Here is a 26,270-nt window from a genome sequence, read left to right on the forward strand (position 1 = left end):
GGAGGGCGGAGGGCGGAGGGCGGAGGGCGGAGGGCGGAGGGCGGAGGGCGGAGGGGTGCGGTATGACTGCCCGCGGAGGGCAGCGGGAGCGTGCGGTGCTACTGCCCGTGGCGGGCGTCGGGGCGGGTGGTGGCCGCTGCCGCGCGGCGGGGTGTGGCTGTGGGCGGGCGTGTGGGTGCGGATGGCCGTCATTCGGCCGGCGCCGGTCTGCTCGTCCCGGCGAGGTGTGGGCGCGGGGGTGCAGGGTGGGGCCGTGGGTGTCCGGGGAGGGGGTTAGTCCTCGTCCTCGTCGTCCAGGCGGGCGAGCCAGGTGGCCAGGCGTTCCACCGGGACCTCGAAGTCGGGGTTGAGGTCGACGAAGGTGCGGAGCTGTTCGGCCAGCCACTCGAAGGAGACCTCCTCCTCCCCGCGCCGCTTCTCCAGTTCCTCGATGCCACGGTCCGTGAAGTACATGAGGACAAGGATAGGTGCGGGAAAACGGGCGGGCCGCACCCCCCGTGAGAGGGGTGCGGCCCGTACGGACGGCCGGAGAGGCTACGCCTCGAAGACCTCGCGCACCAGCTGCTCCTGCTCGGCCTGGTGGCGCTTCGCGGAGCCGACCGCCGGGGACGAGCCGTGCGGCCGCGAGATGCGGCGCAGACGCTCGTCGTGCGGCAGGTCGGCGCCGACCGACAGGTCGAGGTGGTCGATCAGGTTGAGCGCGATGAACGGCCAGGCACCCTGGTTCGCCGGCTCCTCCTGGGCCCACAGGTACTTCTCGGCGTTCGGGTACTTCTTGATCTCCGCCTGGAGCTCGGCACCCGGCAGCGGGTACAGGCGCTCGATGCGGATGATCGCCGTATCCGTCGTGCCGCGCTTCTTCCGCTCGGCGTCGAGGTCGTAGTAGACCTTGCCGGCCGTGAAGACGACCTTCTTCACCGCGGCCGGGTCGACCGTGTCGTCGCCGATGACCGGGCGGAACTGGCCCGAGGTGAACTCCTCCGCCTTCGCCGCCGCGGCCTTCAGGCGCAGCATCGACTTCGGGGTGAAGACGACCAGCGGCTTGTGGTGCGGGTTGTGCGCCTGCCACCGCAGGAGGTGGAAGTAGCTCGACGGCGAGGTCGGCATCGCGACCGTCATGTTGTTCTGGGCGCAGAGCTGCAGGAACCGCTCCGGACGAGCCGAGGAGTGGTCCGGGCCCTGGCCCTCGTAGCCGTGCGGGAGGAGCAGGACCACACCGGAGGTCTGGGCCCACTTCTGCTCCGCCGAGGAGATGAACTCGTCCACGACCGTCTGCGCGCCGTTGACGAAGTCACCGAACTGCGCCTCCCACAGCACGAGCGCGTCGGGGCGGGCCAGCGAGTAGCCGTACTCGAAGCCCATCGCCGCGTACTCGGACAGCAGGGAGTTGTAGACGTTCAGCCGCGACTGGTCCTCGGAGAGGTACTGCAGCGGCGTGTACTCCTCGCCCGTGCTGCGGTCGATGATGACCGCGTGGCGCTGGCCGAAGGTACCGCGCTGGGAGTCCTGGCCCGCGAGGCGCACCGGGACGCCCTCCAGGAGCAGCGAGCCGAGGGCGAGGGTCTCGCCCATGCCCCAGTCGATGGTGCCGTCCTCGACCATCGTCGCCCGGCGCTGCAGCTGCGGCAGCAGCCGCGGGTGGACGGTGATGTGGTCGGGGATGTTGACCTGGGACTCGGCGATCCGCTTGACGGTCTCCGTGGTCACCGCGGTGTTCACGGCGACCGGGAACTCGGCCTGCGGGTCCGAGGTCTCGACCGTGGCCGGCTGCGAGGTGGCCTCACGGACCTCCGTGAAGACCTTCTCCAGCTGGCCCTGGTAGTCCTGCAGCGCCTGCTCGGCCTCTTCCAGGGTGATGTCGCCGCGACCGATGAGGGACTCGGTGTACAGCTTGCGCACCGAGCGCTTCTTGTCGATGAGGTCGTACATCAGCGGCTGGGTGAAGGCGGGGTTGTCGGTCTCGTTGTGACCGCGGCGGCGGTAGCAGATGAGGTCGATCACCACGTCCTTGTTGAACGCCTGACGGAACTCGAAGGCGAGCCGCGCCACGCGGACGCAGGCCTCCGGGTCGTCGCCGTTCACATGGAAGATCGGGGCCTCGATCATCCGGGCCACGTCCGTCGCGTACATCGACGAGCGGGACGACTCCGGGGCGGCGGTGAAGCCGACCTGGTTGTTGATGACGACGTGGACCGTGCCGCCGGTGCGGTAGCCGCGCAGCTGCGACATGTTCAGGGTCTCGGCCACCACGCCCTGGCCCGCGAAGGCCGCGTCGCCGTGGATCGCCACCGGCAGGACGGTGAAGTCCGTGCCGCCCTTGCCGATGATGTCCTGCTTGGCGCGGGCGACGCCCTCCAGGACCGGGTCGACCGCCTCCAGGTGAGAGGGGTTGGCGACCAGGGAGACCTTGATCTGCTCGCCGTCCAGCCCGGTGAAGGTGCCCTCGGCGCCCAGGTGGTACTTCACGTCGCCGGAGCCGTGCATCGACTTCGGGTCGAGGTTGCCCTCGAACTCGCGGAAGATCTGCGCGTACGACTTGCCGACCACGTTCGCCAGCACGTTCAGCCGGCCGCGGTGGGCCATGCCGATGACGACCTCGTCGAGGCGGGACTCGGCGGCCGAGTCCAGCACCGCGTCGAGCAGCGGGATGACGGACTCGCCGCCCTCCAGGGAGAAGCGCTTCTGGCCGACGTACTTCGTCTGCAGGAAGGTCTCGAAGGCCTCCGCCGCGTTCAGCCGGCGCAGGATGCGCAGCTGCTCCTCGCGCTCGGGCTTGGTGTGCGAGCGCTCGATGCGGTCCTGGATCCACTTGCGCTGCTTCGGGTCCTGGATGTGCATGAACTCGACACCGGTGGTGCGGCAGTACGAGTCGCGCAGCACGCCGAGGATGTCGCGCAGCTTCATCAGGGTCTTGCCGGCGAAGCCGCCGACCGCGAACTCGCGCTCCAGGTCCCACAGGGTGAGCCCGTGCTCGGTGATGTCCAGGTCGGGGTGCTTGCGCTGCTGGTACTCCAGCGGGTCGGTGTCGGCCATGACGTGGCCGCGGACCCGGTAGGAGTGGATCAGCTCGAAGACACGGGCGGCCTTGGTGACGTCGTCGTCGTGGGACGCGTCGATGTCCTTGAGCCAGCGGACCGGCTCGTAGGGGATGCGCAGCGCCTCGAAGATCTCGTCGTAGAAGTTCTTCTCGCCGAGCAGCAGGTTGGCGACCGCGCGCAGGAACTCGCCGGAGGCGGCGCCCTGGATCACCCGGTGGTCGTAGGTCGACGTGAGCGTCATGACCTTGGAGATGCCGAGCTTGTTCAGGGTGTCCTGGGAGGTGCCCTGGAACTCCGCCGGGTAGTCCATGGCGCCGACGCCCATGATCACCGACTGGCCGGGCATCAGCCGCGGCACGGAGTGGACGGTGCCGAGTCCGCCGGGGTTGGTCAGGGAGACCGTGACACCGGTGAAGTCGTCCATCGTCAGCTTGTTGTCGCGGGCGCGGCGGACGATGTCCTCGTAGGCCTGCCAGAACTCGAAGAAGTTCAGCGTCTCGGCCTTCTTGATGGCCGCGACGACCAGCTGGCGGTCGCCGTTGGGCTTCACCAGGTCGATGGCCAGACCGAGGTTGACGTGCTCCGGCTTCACCAGGGTCGGCTTGCCGTCCACGCGCGCGAACGAGTGGTTCATCGTCGGCATGGCCTTGATGGCCTGCACCATCGCGTAGCCGATGAGGTGCGTGAAGGAGATCTTCCCGCCCCGGGCCCGCTTGAGGTGGTTGTTGATGACGATGCGGTTGTCGAACAGCAGCTTCACCGGGACCGCGCGCACGGACGTGGCCGTGGGCAGCTCCAGGGAGGCGTCCATGTTCTTCACCACGGCGGCGGACGGGCCGCGCAGGGTGACCTGCTCGGGGCCGGTCTTCGCCGCGCCGGCGGCCTCGGGCTTCGCGGCGGCCGGCTTGGCGGCGGGCGCGGCAGGCGCGGCCGTCTTCGCCGGGGCCGGAGCCGCGGCAGGTGCCGGGGCCGGTGCGGCGGGAGCCTTGGCGGCCGGCTGAGCGGCGGCAGCGGGCTGCGCGGCCGCCGGCTGCGCCGGGGTGGCCGGCCGGGCCGGGGTGACCGGCTGGGCCGTGGGGGTGGAGGTTCCCGCGGCCCCCGCGGCCGCGGTACCCGCCGGAGCCGACGCGGCAGGCGCGCCCGGCTTGTAGTCGGCGAAGAAGTCCCACCAGGCTCGGTCGACCGAGTTCGGGTCCTGGAGGTACTGCTGGTAGATCTCGTCGACGAGCCATTCGTTGGCACCGAAGGCCGCTGCGGGGTTCTTGCCCGCTTGGTCGGTGTCGGTCGAGATGCTCGAGTTACTGGGGGACTGTGGCGACACGGCGTCAACCGCCCTCTTCCGCTTCGCAAGATGATGGACAGCGGAAATAAAGGCTACGCCCCCGAGAGCGAGAAGGTCAGGCCGGGCCCGTTCATCGTCGCGTAAGTCACATTGCGGCAAGCGTTTCGGGGCATGAAATGGCGGGAAACAACCCTGGTTTCGATTCTTCCGGCCGCGTCAGGCATCACTGCGCCGGGCCTCGGCGCTCAGCTCGCGCGGGCCTCTGCCTGATCACACGTGTCCGTCAGCGTGGACACGCATGGATCGTGCGGCTCCGCTTCGAACTTTACGTCAACTTGGTACGGAAGAGGCTTCCGGAAGAGTGATGAGGATCCGGCAGCCCCGCTCGGATTCGGCCACGCCGATCCGGCCGCCGTGCAGATCGACGGCCCAGCGGGCGATCGCCAGGCCCAGTCCGGTGCCGCCGTCGCTGCCCGGCCCGTGCGGCCGGTTGACGTTGCCCCGGTTGAAGCGCTCGAAGACCCGGTGCCACTCGGTCCGCGGAATGCCGGGCCCCTCGTCCAGCACCTCCAGCTCCAGCGACCCCTGCTGCGCCCCGACCCGCGCCCTGACCGTCACCCGGCCGTGCGGCGGGCTGTGCTTGACCGCGTTGTCGATCAGGTTCGCGACGACCTGGTGGATGCGCTCGGGGTCGGCGTGCGCGACCAGCTCGGGCGGCGACACGTCGAGGTGCAGATGGACGTCCGTACGCGTGTGGCTGCCCGAGCCGGAGGCCATGCCCGCGCGGGCGGTGGAGACCATGTTGGCCTCCTTGAGCACCCCGGACAGATACGGCCACACCTCGAACCGCCGCTTCTTCAGCGGCACCACGCCGTTGTCCAGGCGGGACAGGTCCAGGAGGGTCTCCACGAGGCGGCCCAGCCGCTCGGTCTGCTTGAGGGCCGTACGCATGGTCTCGGGGTCGGCCTCGGTGACGCCGTCGACGATGTTCTCCAGCACCGCGCGCAGACCCGCGATGGGGGTGCGCAGCTCGTGCGAGACGTTGGCGACCAGCTCCTTGCGCTGGCGGTCCTGGGCCTCCAGCTCGTCCGCCATGACGTTGATCGTCTGGGCCAGGTCGCCGAGCTCGTCCCAGCGGTTCTCGCGGACCCGGCGGGTGTAGTCGCCGTGCGAGATGGAACGGGCCACGGCGTTCATGTCGTCCAGCGGCGCGGTGAGCGAGTGCGCCACGAACTGGGTGATCAGCAGTGTGGCGATCATCGAGAACACCGTGATGAAGCGCAGCTCCGTCTTGGTGTGCACGGCGATCACCGACAGGCCGGTGGTGATCAGGACCGACACGACGACGAGTGCGCCGAGCTTGGTCTTGATCGAGAACGGGCGTACACCGCCCCAGGGCGGCTGTGCCCCGGGGCCTCCGCGTCCGGCCGGCCCGTCGCTCATGGCGTCGGCGTCTCCAGGGCGTAGCCCACGCCGTGCACGGTGCGGATGCGCTCGGCGCCGATCTTCCGGCGCAGCGCCTTGATGTGGCTGTCGACCGTGCGGGTGCCGGAGGCGTCCGCCCAGTCCCAGACCTCGGCCAGCAGCTGCTCCCGGGAGAGCACCGCGCGCGGGGTGTTCGCCAGGCACACCAGGAGGTCGAACTCGGTGGGCGTCAGATGGACGTCCTCGCTGCGCACCCGCACCCTGCGCTGCGCGTGGTCGATCTCCAGTTCGCCCAGGCGCAGGATGCCGCTGCGCGGGGTCGTCGCCGCGAGGGCCGCCCGCTCCATGCGGCGCAGCAGTACGTGCACGCGTGCCGCCAGTTCCCGCATGGAGAAGGGCTTCGTCATGTAGTCGTCGGCGCCGACGCCCAGCCCGACCAGCATGTCGGTCTCGTCGTCGCGCGCGGTGAGCATCATCACCGGCACCGGCCGCTGGGCCTGCACGCGGCGGCAGACCTCCAGGCCGTCGAAGCCAGGCAGCATGATGTCGAGGATCAGCAGGTCGGGCTGCCAGGCCTCCGCCGTGTCCACCGCGGACGGGCCGTCGCCCGCCGTTTGCACCAGGAATCCCTCGGCGCGGAGGCGAGTCGCGATGGCGTCCACGATCGTCGCGTCGTCCTCGACCACCAGGACCCGGCGCTGAGCGCCGGGGGTGGTCGTGGCCGTGCCGTTGTGGGAGGTGTGTGTCTGCTCCATCGCCCGCCCCTGAGGTGTGCTTTTTCCGGAATCCGTGGGGTGATCCGTCGTCTGCGCATCACTGCTATTGACGCTTGAATGATCCGCGTCAGGGCAGCAGCGTACGGGGAGTCACCACGGCTTTGCTATCCAGGGCGGACGCCGATGTGCACGACGTCCGGAACGCCCCGGGCAACGGGGACCTCATCGGTACGCACCCCCTGGAACCCGGCATTCCGCAAGGTTTCTTCGAAATCCGGGGAGGGCTTGGCCGACCATACGGCGAGTACCCCGCCCGGTCTCAACACCCGCGCGCAGGCCGCGAGTCCGGACGGCTCGTACAGGCCCTCGTTGTCCTCGGTGACGGTCCAGTCGGGCCCGTTGTCGATGTCGAGGCAGAGCGCGTCGAACGTGTCCGACGTCTCATCGAGGTACCCGACCAGGTCCGCCTCGACGATCTCCGTACGCGGATCGGCCAGCGCCTTCGCCGAGACCGCGGCGAGCGGTCCCGCGCGGTGCCATCCGATGACGGCCGGTTCGCGTTCCACCACCGCGATCCGTCCCCAGCGGGACTGCCCGGCCGCGTGTGCGAGCGAGAAGCCCACCCCGAGGCCGCCGATCAGCACGTGCGGGGCGGCCGCGCGCGGGCCGAGGGCGGCCAGCGCGACATCGACGAGCCGGCGCTCCGAGCGGCCGTCGGAGGTGTCCATCAGGAAGCAGCCGTTGGCGATGATCTGCAGCAGACCGCCGTGCCTGCGCAGCACGACCTCGCCGTACGGACCCTCGCGACGGTCCAGGACTTCGGGGGGTTCGGGAATGCCGTACGGGGTGGACATGCGTTCATCCTGGCAGCTCCCCTTCCACGGCGGGCCGGGGCCTCATGTACCCCCCGGGGGTGATCGCTCAGAGCGAACGCGGCCTCGGGAACATTCGGCGCCTCCCCTGCATTGAGTCGGCATAGCTCAACTTGACTGCCGAAGGGGAGATCATGGCTGCTGAGTCCACACCGCTCGCCCTGCCCGTGCTGCCGCTCGACGACGAGGTCGTGCTGCCCGGGATGGTGGTTCCGCTGGACCTGAGCGATTCCGAGGTGCGCGCCGCGGTGGAGGCCGCTCAGGCCGCCGCACGCACCGCGCCCGGGAAGCCGAAGGTGCTGCTGGTGCCACGCGTCGACGGGACCTACGCCGCAACCGGCGTACTGGGCACGGTCGAGCAGGTCGGCAGACTGGCCGACGGCGACCCGGGCGCCCTGATCCGCGGCCGGGGCCGCGTCCGCATCGGCGCCGGGACCACCGGGCCGGGCGCCGCGCTGTGGGTGGAGGGCGTCCGGATCGACGAGACCGTGCCCGAGCCGCTGCCCGGACACGTGACCGAACTGATCAAGGAGTACAAGGCGCTCGCCACCGCGTGGCTGCGCAAGCGCGGTGCCTGGCAGGTCGTCGACCGGGTCCAGGCCATCGAGGACGTCTCCGCGCTCGCCGACAACTCCGGCTACTCGCCGTTCCTGACCACCGAGCAGAAGACCGCCCTGCTGGAGACCGCCGACCCGGTGGCCCGCCTCAAGCTCGCCACCCAGCAGCTGCGCGACCACCTCGCCGAGCAGGACGTCGCCGAGACCATCGCCAAGGACGTCCAGGAGGGCGTCGACAAGCAGCAGCGCGAGTTCCTGCTGCGCCGCCAGCTCGAAGCCGTGCGCAAGGAGCTGCGTGAGCTGGGCGGTGAGCAGGAGGGCGAGGAGTCCGACGACTACCGGGCCCGCGTGGAGGCGGCCGACCTGCCGGAGAAGGTCCGCGAGGCCGCGCTCAAGGAGGTCGACAAGCTGGAGCGCTCCTCCGACCAGTCGCCCGAGGGCTCCTGGATCCGCACCTGGCTCGACACGGTCCTGGAGCTGCCGTGGAACGAGCGCACCGAGGACGCCTACGACATCCAGGGCGCCCAGTCCGTCCTGGACGCCGAGCACGCGGGCCTGCAGGACGTGAAGGAGCGGATCACCGAGTACCTGGCGGTGCGCAAGCGGCGCGGTGACCGGGGGCTCGGCGTGGTCGGCGGCCGGCGCGGCGGTGCCGTACTGGCCCTGGTGGGCCCGCCCGGCGTGGGCAAGACCTCGCTCGGCGAGTCCGTCGCCCACGCGATGGGCCGCAAATTCGTGCGCGTCGCCCTCGGCGGCGTCCGCGACGAGGCCGAGATCCGCGGCCACCGCCGTACGTACGTCGGCGCCCTGCCCGGCCGGATCGTCCGGGCGATCAAGGAGGCCGGTTCGATGAACCCGGTCGTCCTGCTCGACGAGATCGACAAGGTGGGCTCCGACTTCCGTGGCGACCCGGCCGCCGCCCTGCTCGAAGTCCTCGACCCGGCGCAGAACCACACCTTCCGGGACCACTACCTGGAGGTCGAGCTCGACCTGTCCGACGTCGTCTTCCTCGCGACGGCCAACGTGCTGGAGGCCATCCCGGAGGCCCTGCTCGACCGCATGGAGCTGGTCCGCCTGGACGGCTACACCGAGGACGAGAAGGTCGTCATCGCCCGTGACCACCTGCTCCCGCGCCAGCTGGAGCGGGCCGGCCTGGACAAGGACGAGGTGACGATCGACGAGGGCGCGCTGCGCAAGCTGGCCGGCGAGTACACGCGCGAGGCGGGCGTGCGCACCCTGGAGCGGTCCATCGCGCGGCTGCTGCGCAAGGTCGCGGCCCAGCACGAACTGGGGGAGCGGAAGCTGCCCTTCACGGTGACGGACGGCGAGCTGCGGGGCCTGATCGGACGGCCGCACCATGTGCCCGAGTCCGCCCAGGACCCGGCCGAACGCCGTACCGCCGTCCCCGGTGTCGCCACCGGGCTCGCCGTGACCGGCGCCGGCGGTGACGTCCTCTATGTGGAGGCGTCGCTGGCCGACCCGGAGACGGGCGCGGCGGGGCTGACCCTGACCGGCCAGCTGGGTGACGTGATGAAGGAGTCGGCGCAGATCGCGCTGAGCTTCCTGCGCAGTCACGGCGCCGAGCTGGAGCTGCCGGTGGGCGACCTGAAGGACCGGGGAGCGCACATCCACTTCCCGGCGGGCGCGGTCCCCAAGGACGGCCCGAGCGCGGGCGTCACCATGACCACCGCCCTGGCCTCGCTGCTCTCCGGCCGGCTGGTCCGCACCGATGTGGCGATGACCGGCGAGGTCTCGCTCACCGGGCGGGTGCTGCCGATCGGCGGCGTGAAGCAGAAGCTGCTCGCCGCACACCGCGCGGGGATCACCACGGTGATCATCCCCAAGCGCAACGAGCCCGACCTGGACGACGTCCCGGCGGAGGTGCTGGACAAGCTCGACGTCCACGCCGTCACCGATGTCCGCCAGGTCCTGGAACTGGCGCTGTCGCCTGCCACCAACGGCGCGGCGCCGGAGGTTCCGGTCGCGGCGTGACGGACGCGATCGGACGGGTGAGGCCCGGGTCCCGTGAGGGAGGCCCGGGCCTTCACCCGTCTCCGGATCAGCCGGTCGCGAGGGCCCGTACGCGGTCCACGGTGCCGTTGAAGCGGTCGTGGTCGCCGACGGTCGGGCCGGTCGAGGTGTACTGCCACATCGTGTACGTGCTCCAGCCGGCCGGCAGTTCGCCCGCGGTGGAGGCGTACCGGGCGATCCACAGCGGGGTGGTGGAGGCGAAGCCGGCATAGTCACCGGTGCACTGCTTCCACCAGCTGGTCGCCGTGTAGATGACGGCGCTGCGGCCGGTGCGCTCGCGGTACCGGTCCAGGAAGTCGCGGATCCAGCTCACCATCGCGCTCTGCGACTTGCCGTAGCAGGCGTCGCCGTACGGGTTCCACTCGATGTCGAGCACGCCCGGCAGGGTGCGGCCGTCGGCGGACCAGGCGCCGCCGCGGGCGACGAAGTAGTCGGCCTGGGCGGAGCCGCTCGCGGTGTCGGGCGTGCCGAAGTGGTAGGCGCCGCGGATCATGCCGACGTCGTAGGAGCCGCCGTACTGCTGCGAGTGGTACGGGTTGGTGTAGTACGTGCCCTCCGTGGCCTTGGCGTAGGCCCAGCGGACGCCGCTGTTCCACAGGGTCGTCCAGGCGACGTTGCCCTGGTGGCTGGAGACGTCCACGCCCTCCGTCTGGGTGGAGCGGGCGGTGGGCAGGCCGTCCTGCCCGTCGTGGTCGAGCACGCCCATACCCATGTGGGCGGAGCCGCGCGGAGGGGCGGTGGGGGAGGTTCCGGCCGCGCCGGCCGGGTGGGGGAGGGAGAGCAGCGCGAGCAGGACCGCGCCGGCGGTCGCGAGCGCGCGTATGCGGGATCTGTGCACAGGCATGACGCATCTCCGAAAGGTCGGTGGGGCGAACCCGGAATGTGAGCCACATTGCTTGCGTGTTGTGGGCATGCCACTTAATCGCCTGGTGGGGAAAGTGCGTACGTGGACCACGACGGGACGGGGTGGCCGCTCCGCCGATGGTCTACGCCTGCGAAATACTGGTGGAGCTGGGGCGACGTCGCCACTTGGCGGGAAACTTTCAGAACCGGAAACCTGAGCAGGGGCGAACGTGCACGAAGACGGGAACGGCGGCGAGGAGCGGGGCGCGTCCGCGTCAGCCGCGCGGGGTGTGGATCAGCCCGGATTCCTCGCGCTGGAGCGTGAGTTGACGGTGCTGCTGCGGCGGGCGCGGGCCAGTCAGGGGGAGATGTCCCGGGCCGTGCATCCGGAGCTGGAGCCGTCCGCGTACGGGCTGCTGGTCCGTCTGGATGAGTGCGGGCGGCAGCGGGCGACCGAGCTGGCCGGCTACATCGGGGTCGGCAAGGCGACGATGTCGCGGCAGCTGCGGGCGCTGGAGGAGCTGGGGCTGGTGGTCCGGGAGCCGGATCCGGCGGACGGGCGGGCGTGGTTGATCGCGCTGACGGGGGAGGGGCAGGAGCGGGTGCGGCGGGTCCGGGAGGCCCGGCGGGCGCGGTATGCGGGGCGGTTGGCGGACTGGGACCCGGCGGAGGTCTCGGAGCTCGCCCGGTTGCTCGGGCAGTTGAACCGGGGGATGGAGCGGTAACGCGGGCGGTGGGCCGCTTCTGTGTTTGCGGGGGCCGCTGCTTGTAGGTGCGGGGTGCGGGGTGCGGGTGCTGGCGGGAGCGGGGTGTGCGCCGGCCCCGCTGGAGGGGGTGCCGCTGCGCCCACCCGTGCCGCCCCAGCGGCACGACTGCCCGCAGCTGGGGCGCTGGGGCGGCGCGGTTGCCCGTGGCTACGGCGTCAGCTCCGTGTAGATCACCGTCGCGTCGTCGTGGGTTTTGCCTCGGCGGGGTGGGCCCGTGCGTTCCAGGGTTCGTACGTGCTGGACCAGGGCGCGGGCGCCTTCCTTGCGGATCAGGGTGAGGCAGTCGGGCCAGGTGCCCTGGTGGAAGCGGTCGACCCAGCGGGTCGCGCCGTCCGTCAGGGCGGCCAGGGCACGTACCCCGGTGCGGGGCAGGGAGCCGGTGACCGCGCGGGACGCCACCGACGGGTCCGCCGCCGCGGTGAAGAAGCCGCCCTCCTTGTTGCGCAGCGTGCTGTCGACCAGGGCGTCGGTGGCCAGGGCCGAACGGGGGATGCGGTCCAGCCGGTCGTCCAGCAGCGCGGTGACCGTGCCGTCCGGGGACTCCACGAGCAGCGCCGAGTCGGACAGCACCAGGTACTCCACCGAGGCCGGTGACCAGCGGGCCAGCGCCACCGTTGCCTGAGGTGTACGGGGGTGAGAAAGGTCACAGGTTGACGCATGGCTCCCCGCGGTACGCGCGATGGCGAGGGAAAGCAGCTCGGCCAGTGGAACATCCGGGCGGGAAACGGTCAGTTCGGTCAGCGCCCCGCCCAGCCGGGCGGTGAACCAGGGCACGGAATGCAGACATCCGCCGCCGTCCCGGGGCGGCGTGACCCCGTCCAGCACCACGAGCGAACCGCCCTGCCCGGACGCCGGAAGCCCGACGCTCGCGAAGTCCTCGTTGGGGCGGCCGGGGTCACCGGGCTCCGAAACAAGCTCAGTACGCATCCAGCCAGTCTGCACGAGCCCTCCACACGGGCCGCGAAAACCCCTGGCTCGTCGCCCGTTCCGCCCGGCCGTGCAGGTCAGGCGCCTGTTTTGGGGGCAAATGCAGCGCTCCGGGAAGACGTGGCGGCGAATATTGCCACCGCCCGCCGCAGACGTCCAACCGGCGTACCGCGCACGGCCGCTGCGACGGGCAACGGAACTTGCCCCTCAACTCACCTCCGGGGTTCACTCCTTCGAGTGGCGGGTCCGGTGATGCGCATCCACTGCCCGCGGTCGCTGGGAGGGTCGGGGAGCGATGGGGGCGCCTCGCTGTCCGAGCACGGTCAGGAGCTCGGGGTGAACGCCCGCAGCCGTTGACGGAGCGTCACCCGGACCCACGGGTACACGAGTCAGGAATGCGAGCACCGGTGCAGAAGTCGCGGCCTCGTCGCACAGGCAAGCAGACGGCCCCCACGGGGGACGCGGAGCAGGCGCCCCGCGTAGGCAGGGGCAGGCCCACCCATGTACGCAACCGGCTCATCGTCGCCGTGGCCGTGGTGGCCGCCGCGATCGCCGCGGCCGGGGCACCCTCCGTACTCGCGTCCTCCGGGGAGCTCGCGGACTCGCAGGAGCTGGTGACGCTCGCCGAGCAGACCCAGGACTCCCTCGCGCTGGCCCACTCCCTCGCCGACGAGCGCGACGAGGCGGTCCCCTACATCGCGGCGGGGCGGCCCAAGGACAAGGCGCCCTCCGAGGAGCACAGCGCCCGCGTCGACCGGCAGGTCGAGGAGCTGCGCGCCGACACCGACATCCCGGGGGAGCTGCGCGAAGGGCTGGACGCCGTCGCGGCCGTACGCAGAGCGGCGCTCACGGGCAAGAGCAGTGCTCTCGAAGCGCATCAGGCGTACTCCACCGCCATCACCCAGCTGCACCGGCTCGCCGAACAGCTGGCGGAGCGGACCCCGCCGCGCGCCGGCTCCGGCGCCCACGCGCTCGCCGAGCTGGACTCCGCCGTCCAGCAGGCCGCCGCCACCCGCGGACTGCTGCTGGCCGCGCTGAACGTGCCGACCACCACCCAGACCGTGATCGACCCGATCACCGGCCTGCCCTCCACCGTCACCGGTTCCACGGACGCCGACACCAAGCGCCGCGACGCCCTGACCTCCGCCGCCCTCCAGGCCCGGCTGCGCTCCGACGCGGCCCTCGCCGACTTCCGCGAGACCGCGCCGGAGACCGCGCGCGGCTCCTACGACTCCACGGTCACCGGCCCCGAGGTCGAGACCGCCGAGAAGTACCTGGCGAGCCTCACCGACGAGCCGACACTCTCCGACGACGACCTCGGCACCAGCACCAAGAAGCTCACGGCGGCGCTGACCGCGCGGATCGAGACGATGCGCGGGGTGGAGTCCTCCCTCTTCGACCAGCGCACCAAGGACCTCGCCCAGCTCCGCGACGACGACGTCACCGCGCTGGAGATCAGGGTCGCCGTCCTCGGCGCCCTGATGCTGCTCACCATCGGCGTCGCCACCGCGATGGCCCGCACGCTCACGCGCCCGCTGTCGGTGCTGCGCCGGGGCTCCGCCCGCCTCGCCGAGGCGGAGGACCCCGCCGCTCAGGAACCGGTCGCCTTCACCGGTCGCAACGACGAGTTCGCGCAGGTCGTCCGCTCCGTCAACGCCCTCCGCGCGCACGCCGCCGCGCTCGCCGAGCGGATCGCCACCCTGGAGGCCGACCGCAAGCATCTCGTCGGCCAGCGGCAGAAGATGGCCGACGCCCGCGAGGAACTCCGTACCGAACTCGCCGAGTCCGCCGCCCATCTGGAGCGGATGCGGGCCGGGATCGGAGGCACGTTCGTCAACCTCGCCCTGCGCACCCTCGGACTGGTCGAGCGGCAACTCGGCGTCATCGAGGGGCTGGAGGAGCGTGAGGACGACCCGGACCGGCTGGCCACCCTCTTCAAGCTCGACCACTTCGCCACGGTGATGCGCCGGCACAGCGAGAACCTTCTCGTCCTCGCCGGCACCGAGCACATCCAGCACGCGGCGGGCCCGGTCCCGCTGGTGGACGTCGTACGGGCCGCGGTCAGCGAGATCGAGCGGTACGAGCGGGTGCGGATCGCGGCGCTGCCGCCGCACGCGCACATCGCCGGGTTCGCCGCGGACGACCTGTCGCATCTGCTCGCCGAACTCATGGAGAACGCCACCTCGTTCTCGCCGCCCGACCTGCCCGTGGAGATCTCCGGCTGGCTGCTGGAGAACGGCGAGGTGATGCTCTCCGTCCAGGACGAGGGCATCGGCATGACCGGGGAGCGGCTGGAGCGGCTCAACGCCCGGCTGGCCGACTTCGACCCGGAGGTCAGCTACGACGCGGAGGCCGAGGACGGTCTCGGCCTCGGGCTGTACGTCGTGGCCCGGCTCGCCCACCGGCACGGGGTGCGGGTCAAGCTGCGCGAGCAGAAGCAGGGCGGCATCGCCGCGGTCGTGGTCCTCCCCGACGCCCTGCTGGCGCCCGCCACCCCCGACGCGGTCCCCGCGTCCGTCGCCGCGACCGGGTACGCCCTGCCGGGCGCCGACGCCGAGGCCAACTCCAACGTCCTGCACGGCCGCACCGAGTCGGACGACCCGCTGGTCGCCCTCGCGGAGAAGACGCTGCGTCAGGACGCGGCCGGCGAGGAGACGCCCGGCGAGCCGACGGGGACGGACGCCGCGGAGAAGCCCTCGCGAACCCCCGCGGCGGCTGCCACAGGAGATGCCGGCGAGCCGGCGCCGAACGAGGCCGGTCGAGCGGACACTCCTGCCGAAGACGCGGATGAGGCCGCGCAGACCGGCGCGGGCGACACTGCACCGGCCCGTGCGGACGAGACCGCACCGGCCCGTGCGGACGAGACCCCGTCGGCCCGTGCGGGACATGAGGACGCGGAAGGCGCGGCCGACGCCGACGTACCGGCCGAGCGGCCCGCCGAAGTCACGATGGAACTGCTGATCCCGGCACAGCCGAAGGGCGAGAGCGTCCGCCCGGGGCCGGGTCACACCGGCGGCGGGGACGACGCCGCGGACGCGGCTCCGCCGCCGTTCGGCGCGGGCACCGACGACGCGGTCCGCCCGGGCGCCGGTCACGCGACCGCGGACGAGGAGCCCCCTTCCGCCGCCGCGGGCGAGCCCGCCGTCGAGGACACCGGGGGTGCCGCCGATCCGGCTCCGGCCGCCAAGGACGTACCCGCGGCGGAGGCGGCCCCCGAGGACGCGCCCGCCGCCCCGGCAGGCCTCCCGCGCCGACCGGCCGCCGCGGCCGCCCCCACGGCGGACGCGCACGCCGACGCCGAGCACACCCGCGCCCCCGACGGAGACGCCGAGGACGACGACCCCGTCACCGCCAAGGGCCTGCCCAAACGCACACCCAGAATCACCGCGCCCACCGCCGTCCCGCGCCCGCGTACCGGGGCCGTGGACGCCGAGGCGCTGCGCCGCCGGCTCGGCGGCTTCCGCCGGGGGGCGGACGCCGGGCGCCGGGACGTCGAGGCGGAACTCGCCGAGCCGACCGGTGACCACGAGGCGCCGGCCGCGGCATCCGAAGAGACCACGGGGGGAACCGTCGAGGAGGCAAGCAGTTGACCGCGCCCGGTACTGTCGGACTGAGCAGTGAGGCCCGTAACCTGCACTGGCTGCTGAGCAACCTCGTCGAGGAGGTGCCCGGCATCCTCTCCGTCGCGGTCGTCTCCTCCGACGGCCTGCTCCTGCTCTCCTCCGACGACAGCCGCAACGACCAGGCCCGCGAGGCGAGAACCGGCAGACGCGCCGGCCCCCGCGGCTCCGCCGCCGACCTCGCCACCGTCGTCTCCGGCATCGGCAGCCTCACCGTCGGCGCCTCGAAGCTGATGGACTACGGACCGGTCAAGCACACGATGGTGGCGATGGACGAGGGCAGCCTGTTCGTGATGTCCATCAGCGACGGCTCCCTGCTCGGTGTGCACGGCTCCGCGGACTGCGACATGAGCGTGGTGGCTTACCACATGGCCCTGTTCGTCGGCCGGGCCGGCCACGTCCTCACCCCGGAACTCCGCAGCGAGTTGCGCCAGTCCCTGGAGAACGAGTCCACCGGGAGCGCCCGTTGAGCACATCCAGGAAACACCTCCCCGTGCGCGGCGGTGACCGCAAACCCGCCCGGGTGCGCCCCTATTCGCTCACCGGCGGCCGCACCCGCTTCGGCCATGTCCTCCTCGTCGAGACGTTCGTCGGCGCCACGGCCGCGCTCGAGGCCGCCGACGAGCGCAAGGAGTTGACGAACGGTCCGCTGGGCGTCCGGGTGATGCCGGAGATGCGGGCCATCGTCGAACTGTGCCGCCGTATGCGTACGGTGGCCGAGATCGCCGCGTTGCTGAGGATGCCCCTCGGTGTGGTCCGGGTCCTGTTGAGCGACCTCGCGGACCAGGGAAAGATCCGTGTCTACGGAACGGGAACCGGCCACGGCACGGGCCGCCCGGACCGCGCGCTGCTGGAAAGGGTGCTGAGTGGACTCCGTCGTCTCTGACGCCGCTCGTGGTGTCTCCCCGCTCGTCGACGACGACGAGCCCCTGCGCCCCTGGCAGATGGACCGCACCCGTGCGCCCGTCGCCACGAAGATAGTCGTGGCGGGCGGCTTCGGCGTCGGCAAGACCACGCTCGTCACCACCGTCTCGGAGATCACGCCCCTGGAGACCGAGGCGCTGATGACCGAGGCGAGCGCCGGGCTCGACGACCTCACCGCCACGCCGGACAAGCTGACCACCACCGTGGCCATGGACTTCGGCCGCATCACGCTCGACGACGACCTGGTGCTCTACGTCTTCGGCACGCCCGGCCAGCAGCGCTTCTGGTTCATGTGGGACGACCTGGTGCGCGGCGCGATCGGCGCCGTCGTCCTCGCCGACACCCGCCGCCTCAAGGACTCCTGGCCCGCCCTGGACTACTTCGAGAGCTGCGGACTGCCGTACATCGTCGCGGTCAACCACTTCGACGGCAGTGAGCGGTTCGACGCCGACGACGTGCGGGAGGCGTTGACGATCCCCGCGCACATACCTGTCATGATCATGGATGCGCGCCAGCGGATCTCGGTCATCGAGACCCTCCTGTCCCTCGTGGGCCACGCGCTGGACGAAACCCCCGAGTAATCCCCTAGGAGCGTCCCCCGAATGCGGAAGATACTCGTCGTCGGAGCCGGCCAGTCCGGTCTCCAGCTCGCCCTCGGCCTCCAGTCGCACGGGTACGAGGTCACCCTCATGTCCAACCGGACCGCGGACGAGATCCGTACCGGACGGGTGATGTCGACGCAGTGCATGTTCCACACCGCTCTCCAGCACGAACGCGATCTCCAGCTGAACTTCTGGGAGTCCCAGGCCCCCAGGATCCAGGGGATCGGCGTCTCGGTCGCGGCCCCCGGCTCCTTCGACCCGGGGCCGTCGCAGCGCGCCATCGACTGGCTGGGCCGGCTCGACGGCTTCGCGCAGTCGGTGGACCAGCGGGTGAAGATGGCGGGCTGGATGGAGACCTTCGCCCAGCGCGGCGGCCAGCTCGTCATCCACGGCGCGGCGGTCGGCGACCTCGACTACTTCTCCCGCGCGTACGACCTGGTGCTCGTCGCCGCCGGCAAGGGCGAGCTCGTGCAGATGTTCGGCCGGGACGCCTCGCGCTCCCCGTACGGCGAGCCGCAGCGCGCCCTCGCCGTCGCCTACGTCCACGGCCTCGGCCCGCGTCCCGAACACCCGGACACGGAGGCGGTCCGCTGCAACCTGGTCCCCGGCGTCGGCGAGATGTTCATCATGCCGACGGTCACCATGTCGGGCCGCGCCGACATCCTGTTCTGGGAGGGCATACCCGGCGGCCCGCTCGACGCCTTCAAGGACGTCAAGGACCCGGCGGAGCACCTCTCCCTGACCCTGGAACTCATGGAGACGTTCCTCCCCTGGGAGTACGCGCGGGCCACCAAGGTCGAACTGACCGACGCCGGCGGCACCTTGGCCGGCCGCTACGCCCCCACGGTCCGCAACCCCGTCGGCCGGCTGCCCGGCGGCGGACTCGTCCTCGGCGTCGCCGACGTGGTCGTGGCCAACGACCCGATCACCGGACAGGGCTCCAACTCGGCCTCCAAGTGCGCCGCTTCCTATCTCGCCTCGATCGTCGAGCACGGCGAGAAGGAGTTCGACGAGACCTGGATGCGGGCCACGTTCGACCGCTACTGGGAGACGGCGCGGCACGTCACCAAGTGGACGAACACCATGCTCGCCCCGCCGCCGGAGCATGTCCTGAACCTCCTCGGCGCCGCCGGACAGCTCCAGCCGGTCGCCGACCGCTTCGCCAACGGCTTCAACGACCCGTCCGACTTCGAGAACTTCTTCTACGACCCTGAGAAGACGGGGAGTTACCTGGCGGAGGTCTCCGGCGCGTAACCGGTGCCGGAGGCCGCCCCGGCCGGGAGCTCCGGTGGTTCGTACCGCCGTACGGACTCCCCGGCCGGGTCGGGACGTACGGCGCCCAGCACCGGGGCGGCCGCGACCGGGGACACCTTGATCCGCGCTCCGGGGCGGGGTGCCTGCACCACCATGCCGTCGCCGAGGTAGAGGGCGACATGCGTGGCCTCCGGGAAGTACACGACGAGGTCGCCCGGCCGCAGCTCGTCCAGCGGAACCCGCTCCAGCCGGGCCCACTGCTCCTGGCTGGTCCGGGGGATCGGTGTCCCGGCGGCGCCCCACGCCTTCGAGGTCAGCCCCGAGCAGTCGAACGCGGCCGGTCCCTCCGCCCCCCACTCGTACGGCTTGCCGAGCTGCTCCACGGCGTACCGTACGGCCCGTTCACCGGCCGGGGTGGGGGCGTGGGTGCTGCTCAGCGCGCCGGAGGCGACGAGTTCCCGCTGGGCCTCGGCGGTGTTGGCCTGCTCCAGGTCGGCGAGCGCGGTGAGCTGCCCGGGGGTGAGCGAGGCGAGGAGCGCCTCGACCGCGTGGAGCCGGGTGCGGACGTGGTCCCGCTCCTTCTCCCGCCGCTCGGCGAGGGCGGTGCGGGCGTCGAGGGCCTTGCGGGCCCGGCGGGCCAGCTCGACGGCCTTCTTCGTGTCACCGGTCAGCCGGCCCACCGTCGCCGCCCGCTCCCGCGCCAGCTGCCCGATCACATGCCCCTGGTCGAGCGCCCGCTGCGGATCGTGCGCGAGCAGCAGCCGTACGTAGGGGGAGAGGCCGGTGACGCTCTGGTACTGCTGCCGGGCCAGCCGTCCGGCCGCACCCCTGCTGTCGTGCAGGGAGTCCCGGGTACGGGCGAGCGCGCGGTCCAGCCGCTCGGTCTCGGCGCGCTGCCTCTTCAGCCGCTCCTCGGTGGCGTTGTAGCTCTCGGTGGCCTTCTCCGCCTCCCGGTACAGGGTCTGAAGCTCCGTCAGCAGCCCGGCGACGGAACGCGCGCCGGGCTCCGGGACGGCCGCGGCGGAGCCGGGCACGAGCACCGCCCCGGCCGCCAGTGCCGCCGTACACACCAGACGCAGTAGCCTTCCTGACACCTCATCACCTCCGACCCGGGGCGGCAGGTCCGCTCCGCATCGCGAGCATCAGGCGGGTGCGCGCGGTCCGCGCGCCGAGTGTGCGCGGTTCGGCGCAACCCGGTCACCCGTTCGCGTCGTCCGGCTTGCCCTGCGGCGTGGCGTCTGGATCGGGCGCCGGCTTCGACCACGGCCATCTGCGGCCGTCGCCGGCCCGGCCCGTGGGGTCGTACAGATACTTCCACCCCCGCGTCAGCCCGGTTCGGCTGCCGCGACCCCGGGGCACCCGCCGGTAGACCAGCACGGTGGGCGCGCCGCCGTCCGGGGCGGGGACGGGGATGCGGTAGGTCTTCGGCGGGTGCCCGGTGATGCCCAGCAGCACGGGCAGGACGCGCCCGTCCATGGGCCCGCCCTCGAACGGGGTGTCTTCGCTCTTCACGCCACCAGTGTCGGTGATGCGCCGCCCGTCAGAGGTCCATGGCCAGCGCCTGGACCAGGGCGTCGGTCTGCGCGTCGCGCCGCGCGGTCACCGCGAGGACCGCCGCGAACTGCTCCACGAGCCAGTCCCGCAGCTCGTCCGGCGGGGGCTGCTTCTCCTCGTCGAGCCAGATCAGGGAGGCCGCCTCCACGGCGGTGATCCACATCCGGATGGTCATCCGCAGCCGGGGCCCGGGCTCGGCGACGCCGAGATGGCTGAGGATGTGCTCGGCGGCGGCCCGCCGTACCCCGTCGACGATCGCGGTCGTACGGGAGGTCTCCACCACGCTGCCGCCCTGGAGCAGCGCGCTGAACCCGGTGTCGTGCTCGTCGACGAAGCCGAGGTAGCGGTCGAGGGCGCGGGAGAGGCGGGGCAGCAGCGGGCCCTCGTGCGGCTCGTCGAAGCAGGTGCGCAGCTCGTCGGCGGCGGAGTGCAGGGCCGCCTCGTACAACTGCTGCTTGCCGCCCGGGAAGTACCGGTACACCAGGGGGCGGGACACGCCGGCCGCCTCCGCCACGTCGTCCAGGGAGACGTCCTCGGGGGCGCGGTGGGCGAAGAGGGACAGCGCGGCCTCCAGCAACTGGCTGCGACGCTCCTCGACGCTGAGCCGCCGGTAGGCGGGGGTGGAGGCCTGCGGGGTCATGCCCGCAGGGTATCCGCCCGGCCTAGGCGAGCAGCCCCGACGACCGCCACAGCTTCCGTCCGACCCCGCGCAGTACGCCGATGTCGTCCAGGAAGTCGGTCAGCTTGCGCGCACCCTGCTGCATCACGTCGCGCCGGTGTCCGCTCGCCCTGACCTGGGCGACGGCCGCGCGCCGGTCCAGGCCCACGTTCGTGTACACCTCGGGGTTGATGAAGGCCACGGAGAACACCCGGGCGAACTCCCCGGAGGTGACCCGGGTGAACTCCTGCGACCACTTCGGCGCGGTCACCATCTGGCGCCGCAGCTCCTCACGGGCGTACCGCACATGCCGCGCCTCCTCGATCACGTGGATGCGCGTGACGCCCCGGATCAGCGGCTGGACCCGCTCGTCCGGGAAGGTCAGCCGCTGCATCCAGTCCAGGACCTCCTCGCCGAGCAAGGTGGCGGTGAAGGAGCCGGGGGTGGTGGAGACCGTCTTGAAGAGCCGGCCGAGGTTCTGGTGCACCCGGCCCACCGGATACCAGGGCGTACCGCCGCGCGCGATCACCCGGGCGAACATCTTGGAGTGCCGGCACTCGTCCTCGATCTCGGTGAGGGCGTACCGCACATGCGCGCTGGTCGCGGACTTGTCGTAGATGTGCCGGACCAGCAGCTGCATCAGGATCAGCTCGAACCAGATACCGAGCGAGGCCAGCGCCGCCGCCTCGTGCCGCGACAGCAGGACGCGCTGCTCCTCGCTCATCCGCCGCCACATCGGGGTGTCGTACAGCGACACCAGCTCCGGCGGCCAGAACCACTTCCCCTCCTCGAAGGGCGCCTCCCAGTCCAGTTCCCTGTCCGGGTCGAAGGAGTGCTTGGCGGAGGACTCGAGCAGCCGCCGGGCCACCTGCTCCCGGTCCTTGAGCATCCCGAGCGCGTCCCGCAGCTCATCGAGCGCCTCGGCTTCGGACAGGGTCGTCATGACGGGTTCCACCTCGAAGACGTCTCGGGTCACCGACGGTTCACCCACTTATAAGACTGCCTGTCAGCAAGCCCGTCAATCCCTTGGGCGGGACTTGTCGACGACCGCCGTCCGCTGCGCCGGGCGGCCCGGCCTCTCCGGTACCTCGCCCGGTACCAGGGCCGGCGAGCCCGGCGGGAACGAGGTCCGCAGGGTGAAGGCGTGGGGGGTGGGGCCGTGGGTGCGCAGGTGGAGGAGGCGCGACTCCGCCTCCGCGACCGTGGGGCGGTGGCCCTTCGGGATCCACCACAGGGTGGTCATCGCCTCCTCGACCCGCTCGAACCACTCCCGGCGGCGTGCCAGCAACTCCCGGTGGCGGCCCTGGTACATGAACGCCGTCAGGGCATCGGTGTCCCGCCACACCGACATGTTGATGATCAGCCAGGAGTCGCCGAAGACGGCGATGTCCGTCGCGTCGCCCTCCTCGCCCTGCAGCCGCCAGACGAATCCGTCGGCGGTGTCGGCGTCCGCGTTCACCGGGTCGAGACCGTCGACGAAGTCCTTCAACGGCGGGGAGTCCAGCGGGGCCTTGAGGCGGGCGATGTTCACCTGGGCGAGTTCGTGCACGGTCGTCTCGGTCATGTACCGAACGTTAGGTCGGGGATACGGTGCCGCGGCAACCCCCGTCTCAGTAAGTGGGCGGCCTGGGCCCCGAGTTGAGCACCGCCTCCATCACCGCCCGCGCGATCGGCGCCGCCGTGCCGCCCCCGCTGATCTCCCGCCGGTTCGCCGCCGCGTCCTCGACCACCACCGCCACCGCCACCTTGGCCTCCAGATCCTCCCCGCCCTGCGCCCAGGAGATGAACCAGGCGTACGGCGTACCGGAGTTGCCGAGGCCGTGCTGGGCGGTGCCGGTCTTGCCGCCGACGATCGCGCCGGGGATCGCCGCCTTCTTGCCGGTGCCGTCCTCCACCACGCCCCGCATCAGCTCCCGCAGCCGCGACGCCGTCGCCGGATACATGGCCCGCCGTACCGAACGGGAGCCCGCCGTCGACACCGTGCCCCCGCCCGCCCGGGTGGTCCGCTCCACCAGGTACGGCGCCCGCACCTGACCGCCGCTCGCCACGGCCGCCGCCACCATCGCCATCTGCAGCGGGGTCGCCCGGGTGTTGTACTGCCCGATCGACGACAGCGCGAGCTGCGCCCGGTCCACCGAGGTGTCGAAGGTGCTGGGCGCCACCCGGAACGGAATCCGTACATCGGCGTCGTTGAAGCCGAAGCTCTCGGCCGTCGCCCGCATCCCCGCCACGCCCGTCGTCACGCCCAGCTTGGCGAACACCGTGTTGCAGGACCAGACGAACGCCTCCCGCACCGAGGCGTCCGCGCAGCCCTCGGAACCGTTGGTCAGCCGGGTCCTGGTCCCCGGCAGGGTGTAGGGGTCGGGGGAGTCGGTCGCCCTGTCCAGGTTCCGCACCACACCGGCGTCCAGCGCCGCCGCCGCCGTGACCACCTTGAACGTCGAACCCGGCGGATACGTCCGCTGCACCGCACGGTTCAGCATCGGCCGGTCCGGATCGGCGTTCAGCCGCGCCCAGGCGTCCCGCGCCGTCGCCCCGTTCCCCGACAGCAGCGCGGGATCGTACGACGGCACCGACACCAGCGCCAGGATCCGCCCGGTCGACGGCTCCACCGCCGCCACCGCCCCCTTCCGTGAGCGCAGTCCCTCGTACGCCGCCCGCTGCGCCGCCGGATCGATCGTCGTCACCACATGGCCGCCCGCGTTGTGGCCGCGCGTGAACTCGTTCCACAGCGGCAGCGGAGCGAGCCCCGGGGCGGCCCCGGACAGCAGCCCGTCCTCCGTGTGCTCCAGCAGCGTCGTGCCGTACTCCTGCGAGGCGAACCCGGTCACCGGCGCGTACAACGGTCCCTCCCGGTACGTCCGTTCGTAGCGCAGATGCTCCCCGGTGTCCCGCGACCCGGTGACCGGCCGGCCGTCCACCAGGATGTCCCCGCGCGGCTGCTGATAACGGGCGATGGCGTCCCGGCGGTTGGCCGGATTGCTGTCGTAGGCGTCGGCCCGCAGCACCTGCACCCGGGCGGCGTTCACCAGCAGCGCCACCAGCAGCAGCGCGCAGAACAGCGCCGCGTGCCGGATGTTGCGGCTCACCGGGCGGCACCCCCGCCGCCCTGCCGCCGGGCCGAGTCGCTCAGCCGGACCAGCAGTGCCACGATCGCCCAGTTGGTCACCACCGACGAGCCGCCCTGCGCCAGGAACGGCATCGCCATCCCGGTCAGCGGGATCAGCCCGGTCACCCCGCCCGCGATCACGAACACCTGGAGCGCCACGAGCGAGGCGAGCCCCACGGCGAGCAGCCGCCCGAACGGGTCCCGCAGGGCGAGCCCCGCCCGGTAGCCGCGCTCCACCAGCAGCCCGTACAGCAGGAAGATCGCGGACAGCCCGGCAAGACCCAGCTCCTCACCGGCCGTGGCCAGGATGAAGTCGGACTTGACCGCGAACCCGATCAGCACCGAATGCCCGAGCCCGAGCCCGGTGCCGAGCGTCCCGCCCTCCGCGAACGCGAACAGGGACTGGGCGATCTGGTTCGGGCCCTCGCCCGCCTCGATGGACGCGAACGGGTGCAGCCACGTCTCGATCCTGTGGTGCACATGCGGCTCCAGCCGGCCCACCGCCACCGCCCCCAGCGAGGCCAGCAGCACACCGATGGCGATCCACCCGGTGCGGCCGGTGGCGACGTACAGCAGCACCACGAACAGGCCGAAGAACAGCAGCGAGGTGCCGAGGTCCCGCTCCAGCACCAGCACACCCACACTGACCAGCCACACGGCGACGATCGGGCCGAGCACCCGCCCGGTGGGCAGTCGCAGCCGCCACACGCGACGGCTCGCGTAGGTGAGGGCGCCCCGGTTCGCGGCCAGGTACGCGGCGAAGAAGACCGCCAGCAGCACCTTCGCGAACTCCCCCGGCTGGATGGAGAACCCGGCGACCCGGATCCAGATCCGCGCGCCGTTCACCGCCGGGAAGAGGATCGGGACCGTCAGCAGCACCAGCGCGACGGTGACACAGACGTACGCGTAGTTCTGGAGCACCCGGTGGTCGCGCAGCACGAGCACGACGCCGATGAACAGCGCCACACCCAGCGTCGACCAGATCAGCTGCGCCGGGGCCGCCGGATCGCCCGGTGTCTCCAGGTCGAGCCGGTAGATCAGCACCAGACCGAGCCCGTTGAGCAGCACCCCGATGGGCAGCAGCACCGGATCGGCGGCCGGGGCACGCCAGCGCACCGCCAGATGGGCGACCAGCGCGAGCACGCCGAGCCCGGCGCCGTAACCGGCGGCGCCGGGCGGGACGGTGCCGTTCCTGGCGAGGCCGACGGCGCAGTAGCCGTACACCGACAGCAGAACGGCCAGGACGATCAGGGCGAGTTCGACGCCGCGGCGTCCGGTGAGACGGACCGCGGGCGCGGGCGGATCGGCCGTCGGCAGGGTGATACCGGCCTTGCTCATGTCCGGAACTTACCCACATGGGATGGCTTGCGTGCCGGACTCATCAGCACCAGCGTGGCGCGGGACCGATGTTGTCGATGTGGGCGGCGGGACCCCAGGCCCAGGTGCCGTCCGTGAGCAGGTACCAGAGGGGATTGCCGTTCACCTTGTCGCCCGGGACCTTGCAGAAGATCGAGACGACATCCCCCTTGTGGACGTACCGGATGACCTGCGAACCACGGTTCGGGGCAGTGCGCAGGGCGAGCGACTTCACGGTGACGCGGCCCTTGTACTGGCCCTGGTCGCCGTGGTGGCCGCCGGCCTGGCCGGTGCCGCTCTCGTGACTGCCGTTGCCGCCCTGGTTGGAGCCGGTGCCGCTCTCGTGGTTGCCGTTGCCGCCTTGGTTGGAGCCGGAGCCGGAGCCGGTGTCGTGACCGCTGTCGCCGTTGCCGCCGCCGCTCTGCTGGCCGGTGTCGCCCTGCTGGTGGCCGCTGCCGGACTGCTGGTCTCCGTTGCCGCTCTGCTGACCGGAGTCACCGTGGTCGCCGCCGCTCTGCTGGCTCCAGTCGCCCTGTCCGCTGCCCTGTCCGCCTCCCTGGGCGGGGTCGTCGGCGGCGACGGCGGGAGTGACGGCGGCCGTGACCGCGAGAGCCCCGGCGGCCAGCGCTATGGGCAGACGGCGGGTGAGCGGCGGGCGCGGGGGACGCAGGGACATGGCGGTACCTCCACATGCGGGAAAACGGGCTGAAGCTGACTTATCGCCACACTAGGAGC

Annotated in this window: 22 protein-coding genes; 7 read left to right on the top strand and 15 right to left on the bottom strand. The window is 71.9% G+C overall.

The window, feature by feature from the left end; genetic code table 11:
• Positions 1–273: 273 nt before the first annotated feature.
• The 5 genes from IF28_RS0123125 to IF28_RS0123145 all read right to left on the bottom strand — a co-directional run bounded on the left by IF28_RS0123125 (position 274) and on the right by IF28_RS0123145 (position 7,315).
• On the bottom strand, positions 274–453 hold the full coding sequence (locus IF28_RS0123125) for a DUF6104 family protein (protein WP_030223668.1): 180 nt from the start codon (positions 451–453) through the stop codon (positions 274–276).
• Between the two features lie 81 nt (positions 454–534).
• Positions 535–4,359: a multifunctional oxoglutarate decarboxylase/oxoglutarate dehydrogenase thiamine pyrophosphate-binding subunit/dihydrolipoyllysine-residue succinyltransferase subunit gene (locus tag IF28_RS0123130; RefSeq protein WP_030223670.1), complete on the bottom strand. Its 3,825-nt coding sequence runs from the start codon at positions 4,357–4,359 to the stop codon at positions 535–537.
• Between the two features lie 291 nt (positions 4,360–4,650).
• Entirely contained in the window at positions 4,651–5,763 is a 1,113-nt protein-coding gene (locus IF28_RS0123135; RefSeq protein ID WP_030223671.1) for a HAMP domain-containing sensor histidine kinase, read from the bottom strand.
• Complete coding sequence (locus IF28_RS0123140; RefSeq protein ID WP_030223674.1) at positions 5,760–6,500, bottom strand: response regulator transcription factor; 741 nt, start codon at positions 6,498–6,500, stop codon at positions 5,760–5,762. The genes IF28_RS0123135 and IF28_RS0123140 overlap by 4 nt, the downstream gene beginning before the upstream one ends.
• A 125-nt stretch (positions 6,501–6,625) precedes the next feature.
• On the bottom strand, positions 6,626–7,315 hold the full coding sequence (locus IF28_RS0123145; RefSeq protein WP_030223677.1) for a spermidine synthase: 690 nt from the start codon (positions 7,313–7,315) through the stop codon (positions 6,626–6,628).
• Positions 7,316–7,467: 152 nt separating this feature from the next.
• Between IF28_RS0123145 and lon the strand changes: the two genes are divergently transcribed.
• Positions 7,468–9,882 (top strand): endopeptidase La, encoded by a 2,415-nt coding sequence (gene lon / locus IF28_RS0123150; protein ID WP_030223679.1) that lies wholly within the window; start codon positions 7,468–7,470, stop codon positions 9,880–9,882.
• A 67-nt stretch (positions 9,883–9,949) separates the two neighbouring features.
• Here the strand turns inward: lon and IF28_RS0123155 are convergent, their stop codons facing one another.
• The gene (locus IF28_RS0123155; protein WP_030223680.1) at positions 9,950–10,765 is read right to left on the bottom strand and encodes a lysozyme; all 816 of its coding nucleotides are present in this window, start codon (positions 10,763–10,765) and stop codon (positions 9,950–9,952) included.
• A gap of 229 nt (positions 10,766–10,994) precedes the next feature.
• On the opposite strand from IF28_RS0123155, the gene IF28_RS0123160 reads away from it, so the two are divergent.
• Positions 10,995–11,489 (top strand): MarR family winged helix-turn-helix transcriptional regulator, encoded by a 495-nt coding sequence (locus IF28_RS0123160; protein ID WP_030223681.1) that lies wholly within the window; start codon positions 10,995–10,997, stop codon positions 11,487–11,489.
• A 189-nt stretch (positions 11,490–11,678) separates the two neighbouring features.
• Here IF28_RS0123160 and IF28_RS0123165 read toward each other — a convergent pair whose 3' ends face one another.
• Positions 11,679–12,458 (bottom strand): protein phosphatase 2C domain-containing protein, encoded by a 780-nt coding sequence (locus IF28_RS0123165; protein WP_030223683.1) that lies wholly within the window; start codon positions 12,456–12,458, stop codon positions 11,679–11,681.
• 395 nt (positions 12,459–12,853) lie between these two features.
• Between IF28_RS0123165 and IF28_RS0123170 the strand changes: the two genes are divergently transcribed.
• The 5 genes from IF28_RS0123170 to IF28_RS0123190 are packed head-to-tail and all read left to right on the top strand — an operon-like array spanning position 12,854 to position 18,858.
• The gene (locus IF28_RS0123170; RefSeq protein WP_078621365.1) at positions 12,854–16,048 is read left to right on the top strand and encodes a nitrate- and nitrite sensing domain-containing protein; all 3,195 of its coding nucleotides are present in this window, start codon (positions 12,854–12,856) and stop codon (positions 16,046–16,048) included.
• Entirely contained in the window at positions 16,045–16,548 is a 504-nt protein-coding gene (locus IF28_RS0123175; RefSeq protein ID WP_030223687.1) for a roadblock/LC7 domain-containing protein, read from the top strand. The genes IF28_RS0123170 and IF28_RS0123175 overlap by 4 nt, the downstream gene beginning before the upstream one ends.
• The gene (locus IF28_RS0123180) at positions 16,545–16,964 is read left to right on the top strand and encodes a DUF742 domain-containing protein (RefSeq protein WP_030223689.1); all 420 of its coding nucleotides are present in this window, start codon (positions 16,545–16,547) and stop codon (positions 16,962–16,964) included. The genes IF28_RS0123175 and IF28_RS0123180 overlap by 4 nt, the downstream gene beginning before the upstream one ends.
• The gene (locus tag IF28_RS0123185; RefSeq protein WP_030223691.1) at positions 16,945–17,583 is read left to right on the top strand and encodes a GTP-binding protein; all 639 of its coding nucleotides are present in this window, start codon (positions 16,945–16,947) and stop codon (positions 17,581–17,583) included. The genes IF28_RS0123180 and IF28_RS0123185 overlap by 20 nt, the downstream gene beginning before the upstream one ends.
• A 21-nt stretch (positions 17,584–17,604) precedes the next feature.
• A complete protein-coding gene (locus IF28_RS0123190) occupies positions 17,605–18,858 on the top strand; it encodes a styrene monooxygenase/indole monooxygenase family protein (RefSeq protein WP_030223692.1) in 1,254 nt (417 codons plus the stop codon).
• Here the strand turns inward: IF28_RS0123190 and IF28_RS0123195 are convergent.
• The 8 genes from IF28_RS0123195 to IF28_RS0123230 all read right to left on the bottom strand — a co-directional run bounded on the left by IF28_RS0123195 (position 18,831) and on the right by IF28_RS0123230 (position 26,211).
• The gene (locus IF28_RS0123195; protein WP_030223694.1) at positions 18,831–19,952 is read right to left on the bottom strand and encodes a C40 family peptidase; all 1,122 of its coding nucleotides are present in this window, start codon (positions 19,950–19,952) and stop codon (positions 18,831–18,833) included. The genes IF28_RS0123190 and IF28_RS0123195 overlap by 28 nt on opposite strands.
• A 103-nt stretch (positions 19,953–20,055) precedes the next feature.
• A complete protein-coding gene (locus tag IF28_RS0123200) occupies positions 20,056–20,370 on the bottom strand; it encodes a hypothetical protein (protein ID WP_030223697.1) in 315 nt (104 codons plus the stop codon).
• Between the two features lie 28 nt (positions 20,371–20,398).
• The gene (locus tag IF28_RS0123205) at positions 20,399–21,052 is read right to left on the bottom strand and encodes a TetR/AcrR family transcriptional regulator (protein WP_030223699.1); all 654 of its coding nucleotides are present in this window, start codon (positions 21,050–21,052) and stop codon (positions 20,399–20,401) included.
• A gap of 22 nt (positions 21,053–21,074) precedes the next feature.
• Positions 21,075–22,013, bottom strand: coding sequence for an AurF N-oxygenase family protein (locus IF28_RS0123210; RefSeq protein ID WP_030223702.1), 939 nt, complete (start codon positions 22,011–22,013; stop codon positions 21,075–21,077).
• Positions 22,014–22,088: 75 nt separating this feature from the next.
• Positions 22,089–22,634: a DUF3291 domain-containing protein gene (locus IF28_RS0123215; RefSeq protein WP_106982123.1), complete on the bottom strand. Its 546-nt coding sequence runs from the start codon at positions 22,632–22,634 to the stop codon at positions 22,089–22,091.
• 46 nt (positions 22,635–22,680) lie between these two features.
• Positions 22,681–24,159 (bottom strand): penicillin-binding transpeptidase domain-containing protein, encoded by a 1,479-nt coding sequence (locus IF28_RS0123220; RefSeq protein ID WP_030223704.1) that lies wholly within the window; start codon positions 24,157–24,159, stop codon positions 22,681–22,683.
• Positions 24,156–25,517 carry an FtsW/RodA/SpoVE family cell cycle protein gene (locus tag IF28_RS0123225; RefSeq protein ID WP_030223706.1) on the bottom strand — a complete coding sequence of 454 codons (1,362 nt, stop codon included), beginning with the start codon at positions 25,515–25,517 and terminating at the stop codon, positions 24,156–24,158. Before IF28_RS0123225 ends, IF28_RS0123220 begins: the two co-directional genes overlap by 4 nt.
• A 43-nt stretch (positions 25,518–25,560) precedes the next feature.
• A complete protein-coding gene (locus IF28_RS0123230; protein ID WP_030223708.1) occupies positions 25,561–26,211 on the bottom strand; it encodes an SH3 domain-containing protein in 651 nt (216 codons plus the stop codon).
• Positions 26,212–26,270: the final 59 nt, after the last annotated feature.

The organism is Streptomyces sp. NRRL WC-3626 (genome assembly GCF_000718785.1).
Lineage (GTDB): Bacteria > Actinomycetota > Actinomycetes > Streptomycetales > Streptomycetaceae > Streptomyces > Streptomyces edwardsiae.

Bases quoted from the DNA above. Each gene is read 5' to 3' on its own strand.
- IF28_RS0123125 (WP_030223668.1), bottom strand. From the start codon at position 453: ATGTACTTCACGGACCGTGGCATCGAGGAACTGGAGAAGCGGCGCGGG.
- IF28_RS0123135 (WP_030223671.1), bottom strand. From the start codon at position 5,763: ATGAGCGACGGGCCGGCCGGACGCGGAGGCCCCGGGGCACAGCCGCCC.
- IF28_RS0123140 (WP_030223674.1), bottom strand. From the start codon at position 6,500: ATGGAGCAGACACACACCTCCCACAACGGCACGGCCACGACCACCCCC.
- IF28_RS0123145 (WP_030223677.1), bottom strand. From the start codon at position 7,315: ATGTCCACCCCGTACGGCATTCCCGAACCCCCCGAAGTCCTGGACCGT.
- lon (WP_030223679.1), top strand. From the start codon at position 7,468: ATGGCTGCTGAGTCCACACCGCTCGCCCTGCCCGTGCTGCCGCTCGAC.
- IF28_RS0123155 (WP_030223680.1), bottom strand. From the start codon at position 10,765: ATGCCTGTGCACAGATCCCGCATACGCGCGCTCGCGACCGCCGGCGCG.
- IF28_RS0123165 (WP_030223683.1), bottom strand. From the start codon at position 12,458: ATGCGTACTGAGCTTGTTTCGGAGCCCGGTGACCCCGGCCGCCCCAAC.
- IF28_RS0123170 (WP_078621365.1), top strand. From the start codon at position 12,854: ATGCGAGCACCGGTGCAGAAGTCGCGGCCTCGTCGCACAGGCAAGCAG.
- IF28_RS0123190 (WP_030223692.1), top strand. From the start codon at position 17,605: ATGCGGAAGATACTCGTCGTCGGAGCCGGCCAGTCCGGTCTCCAGCTC.
- IF28_RS0123205 (WP_030223699.1), bottom strand. From the start codon at position 21,052: ATGACCCCGCAGGCCTCCACCCCCGCCTACCGGCGGCTCAGCGTCGAG.
- IF28_RS0123210 (WP_030223702.1), bottom strand. From the start codon at position 22,013: ATGACGACCCTGTCCGAAGCCGAGGCGCTCGATGAGCTGCGGGACGCG.
- IF28_RS0123215 (WP_106982123.1), bottom strand. From the start codon at position 22,634: ATGACCGAGACGACCGTGCACGAACTCGCCCAGGTGAACATCGCCCGC.
- IF28_RS0123225 (WP_030223706.1), bottom strand. From the start codon at position 25,517: ATGAGCAAGGCCGGTATCACCCTGCCGACGGCCGATCCGCCCGCGCCC.
- IF28_RS0123230 (WP_030223708.1), bottom strand. From the start codon at position 26,211: ATGTCCCTGCGTCCCCCGCGCCCGCCGCTCACCCGCCGTCTGCCCATA.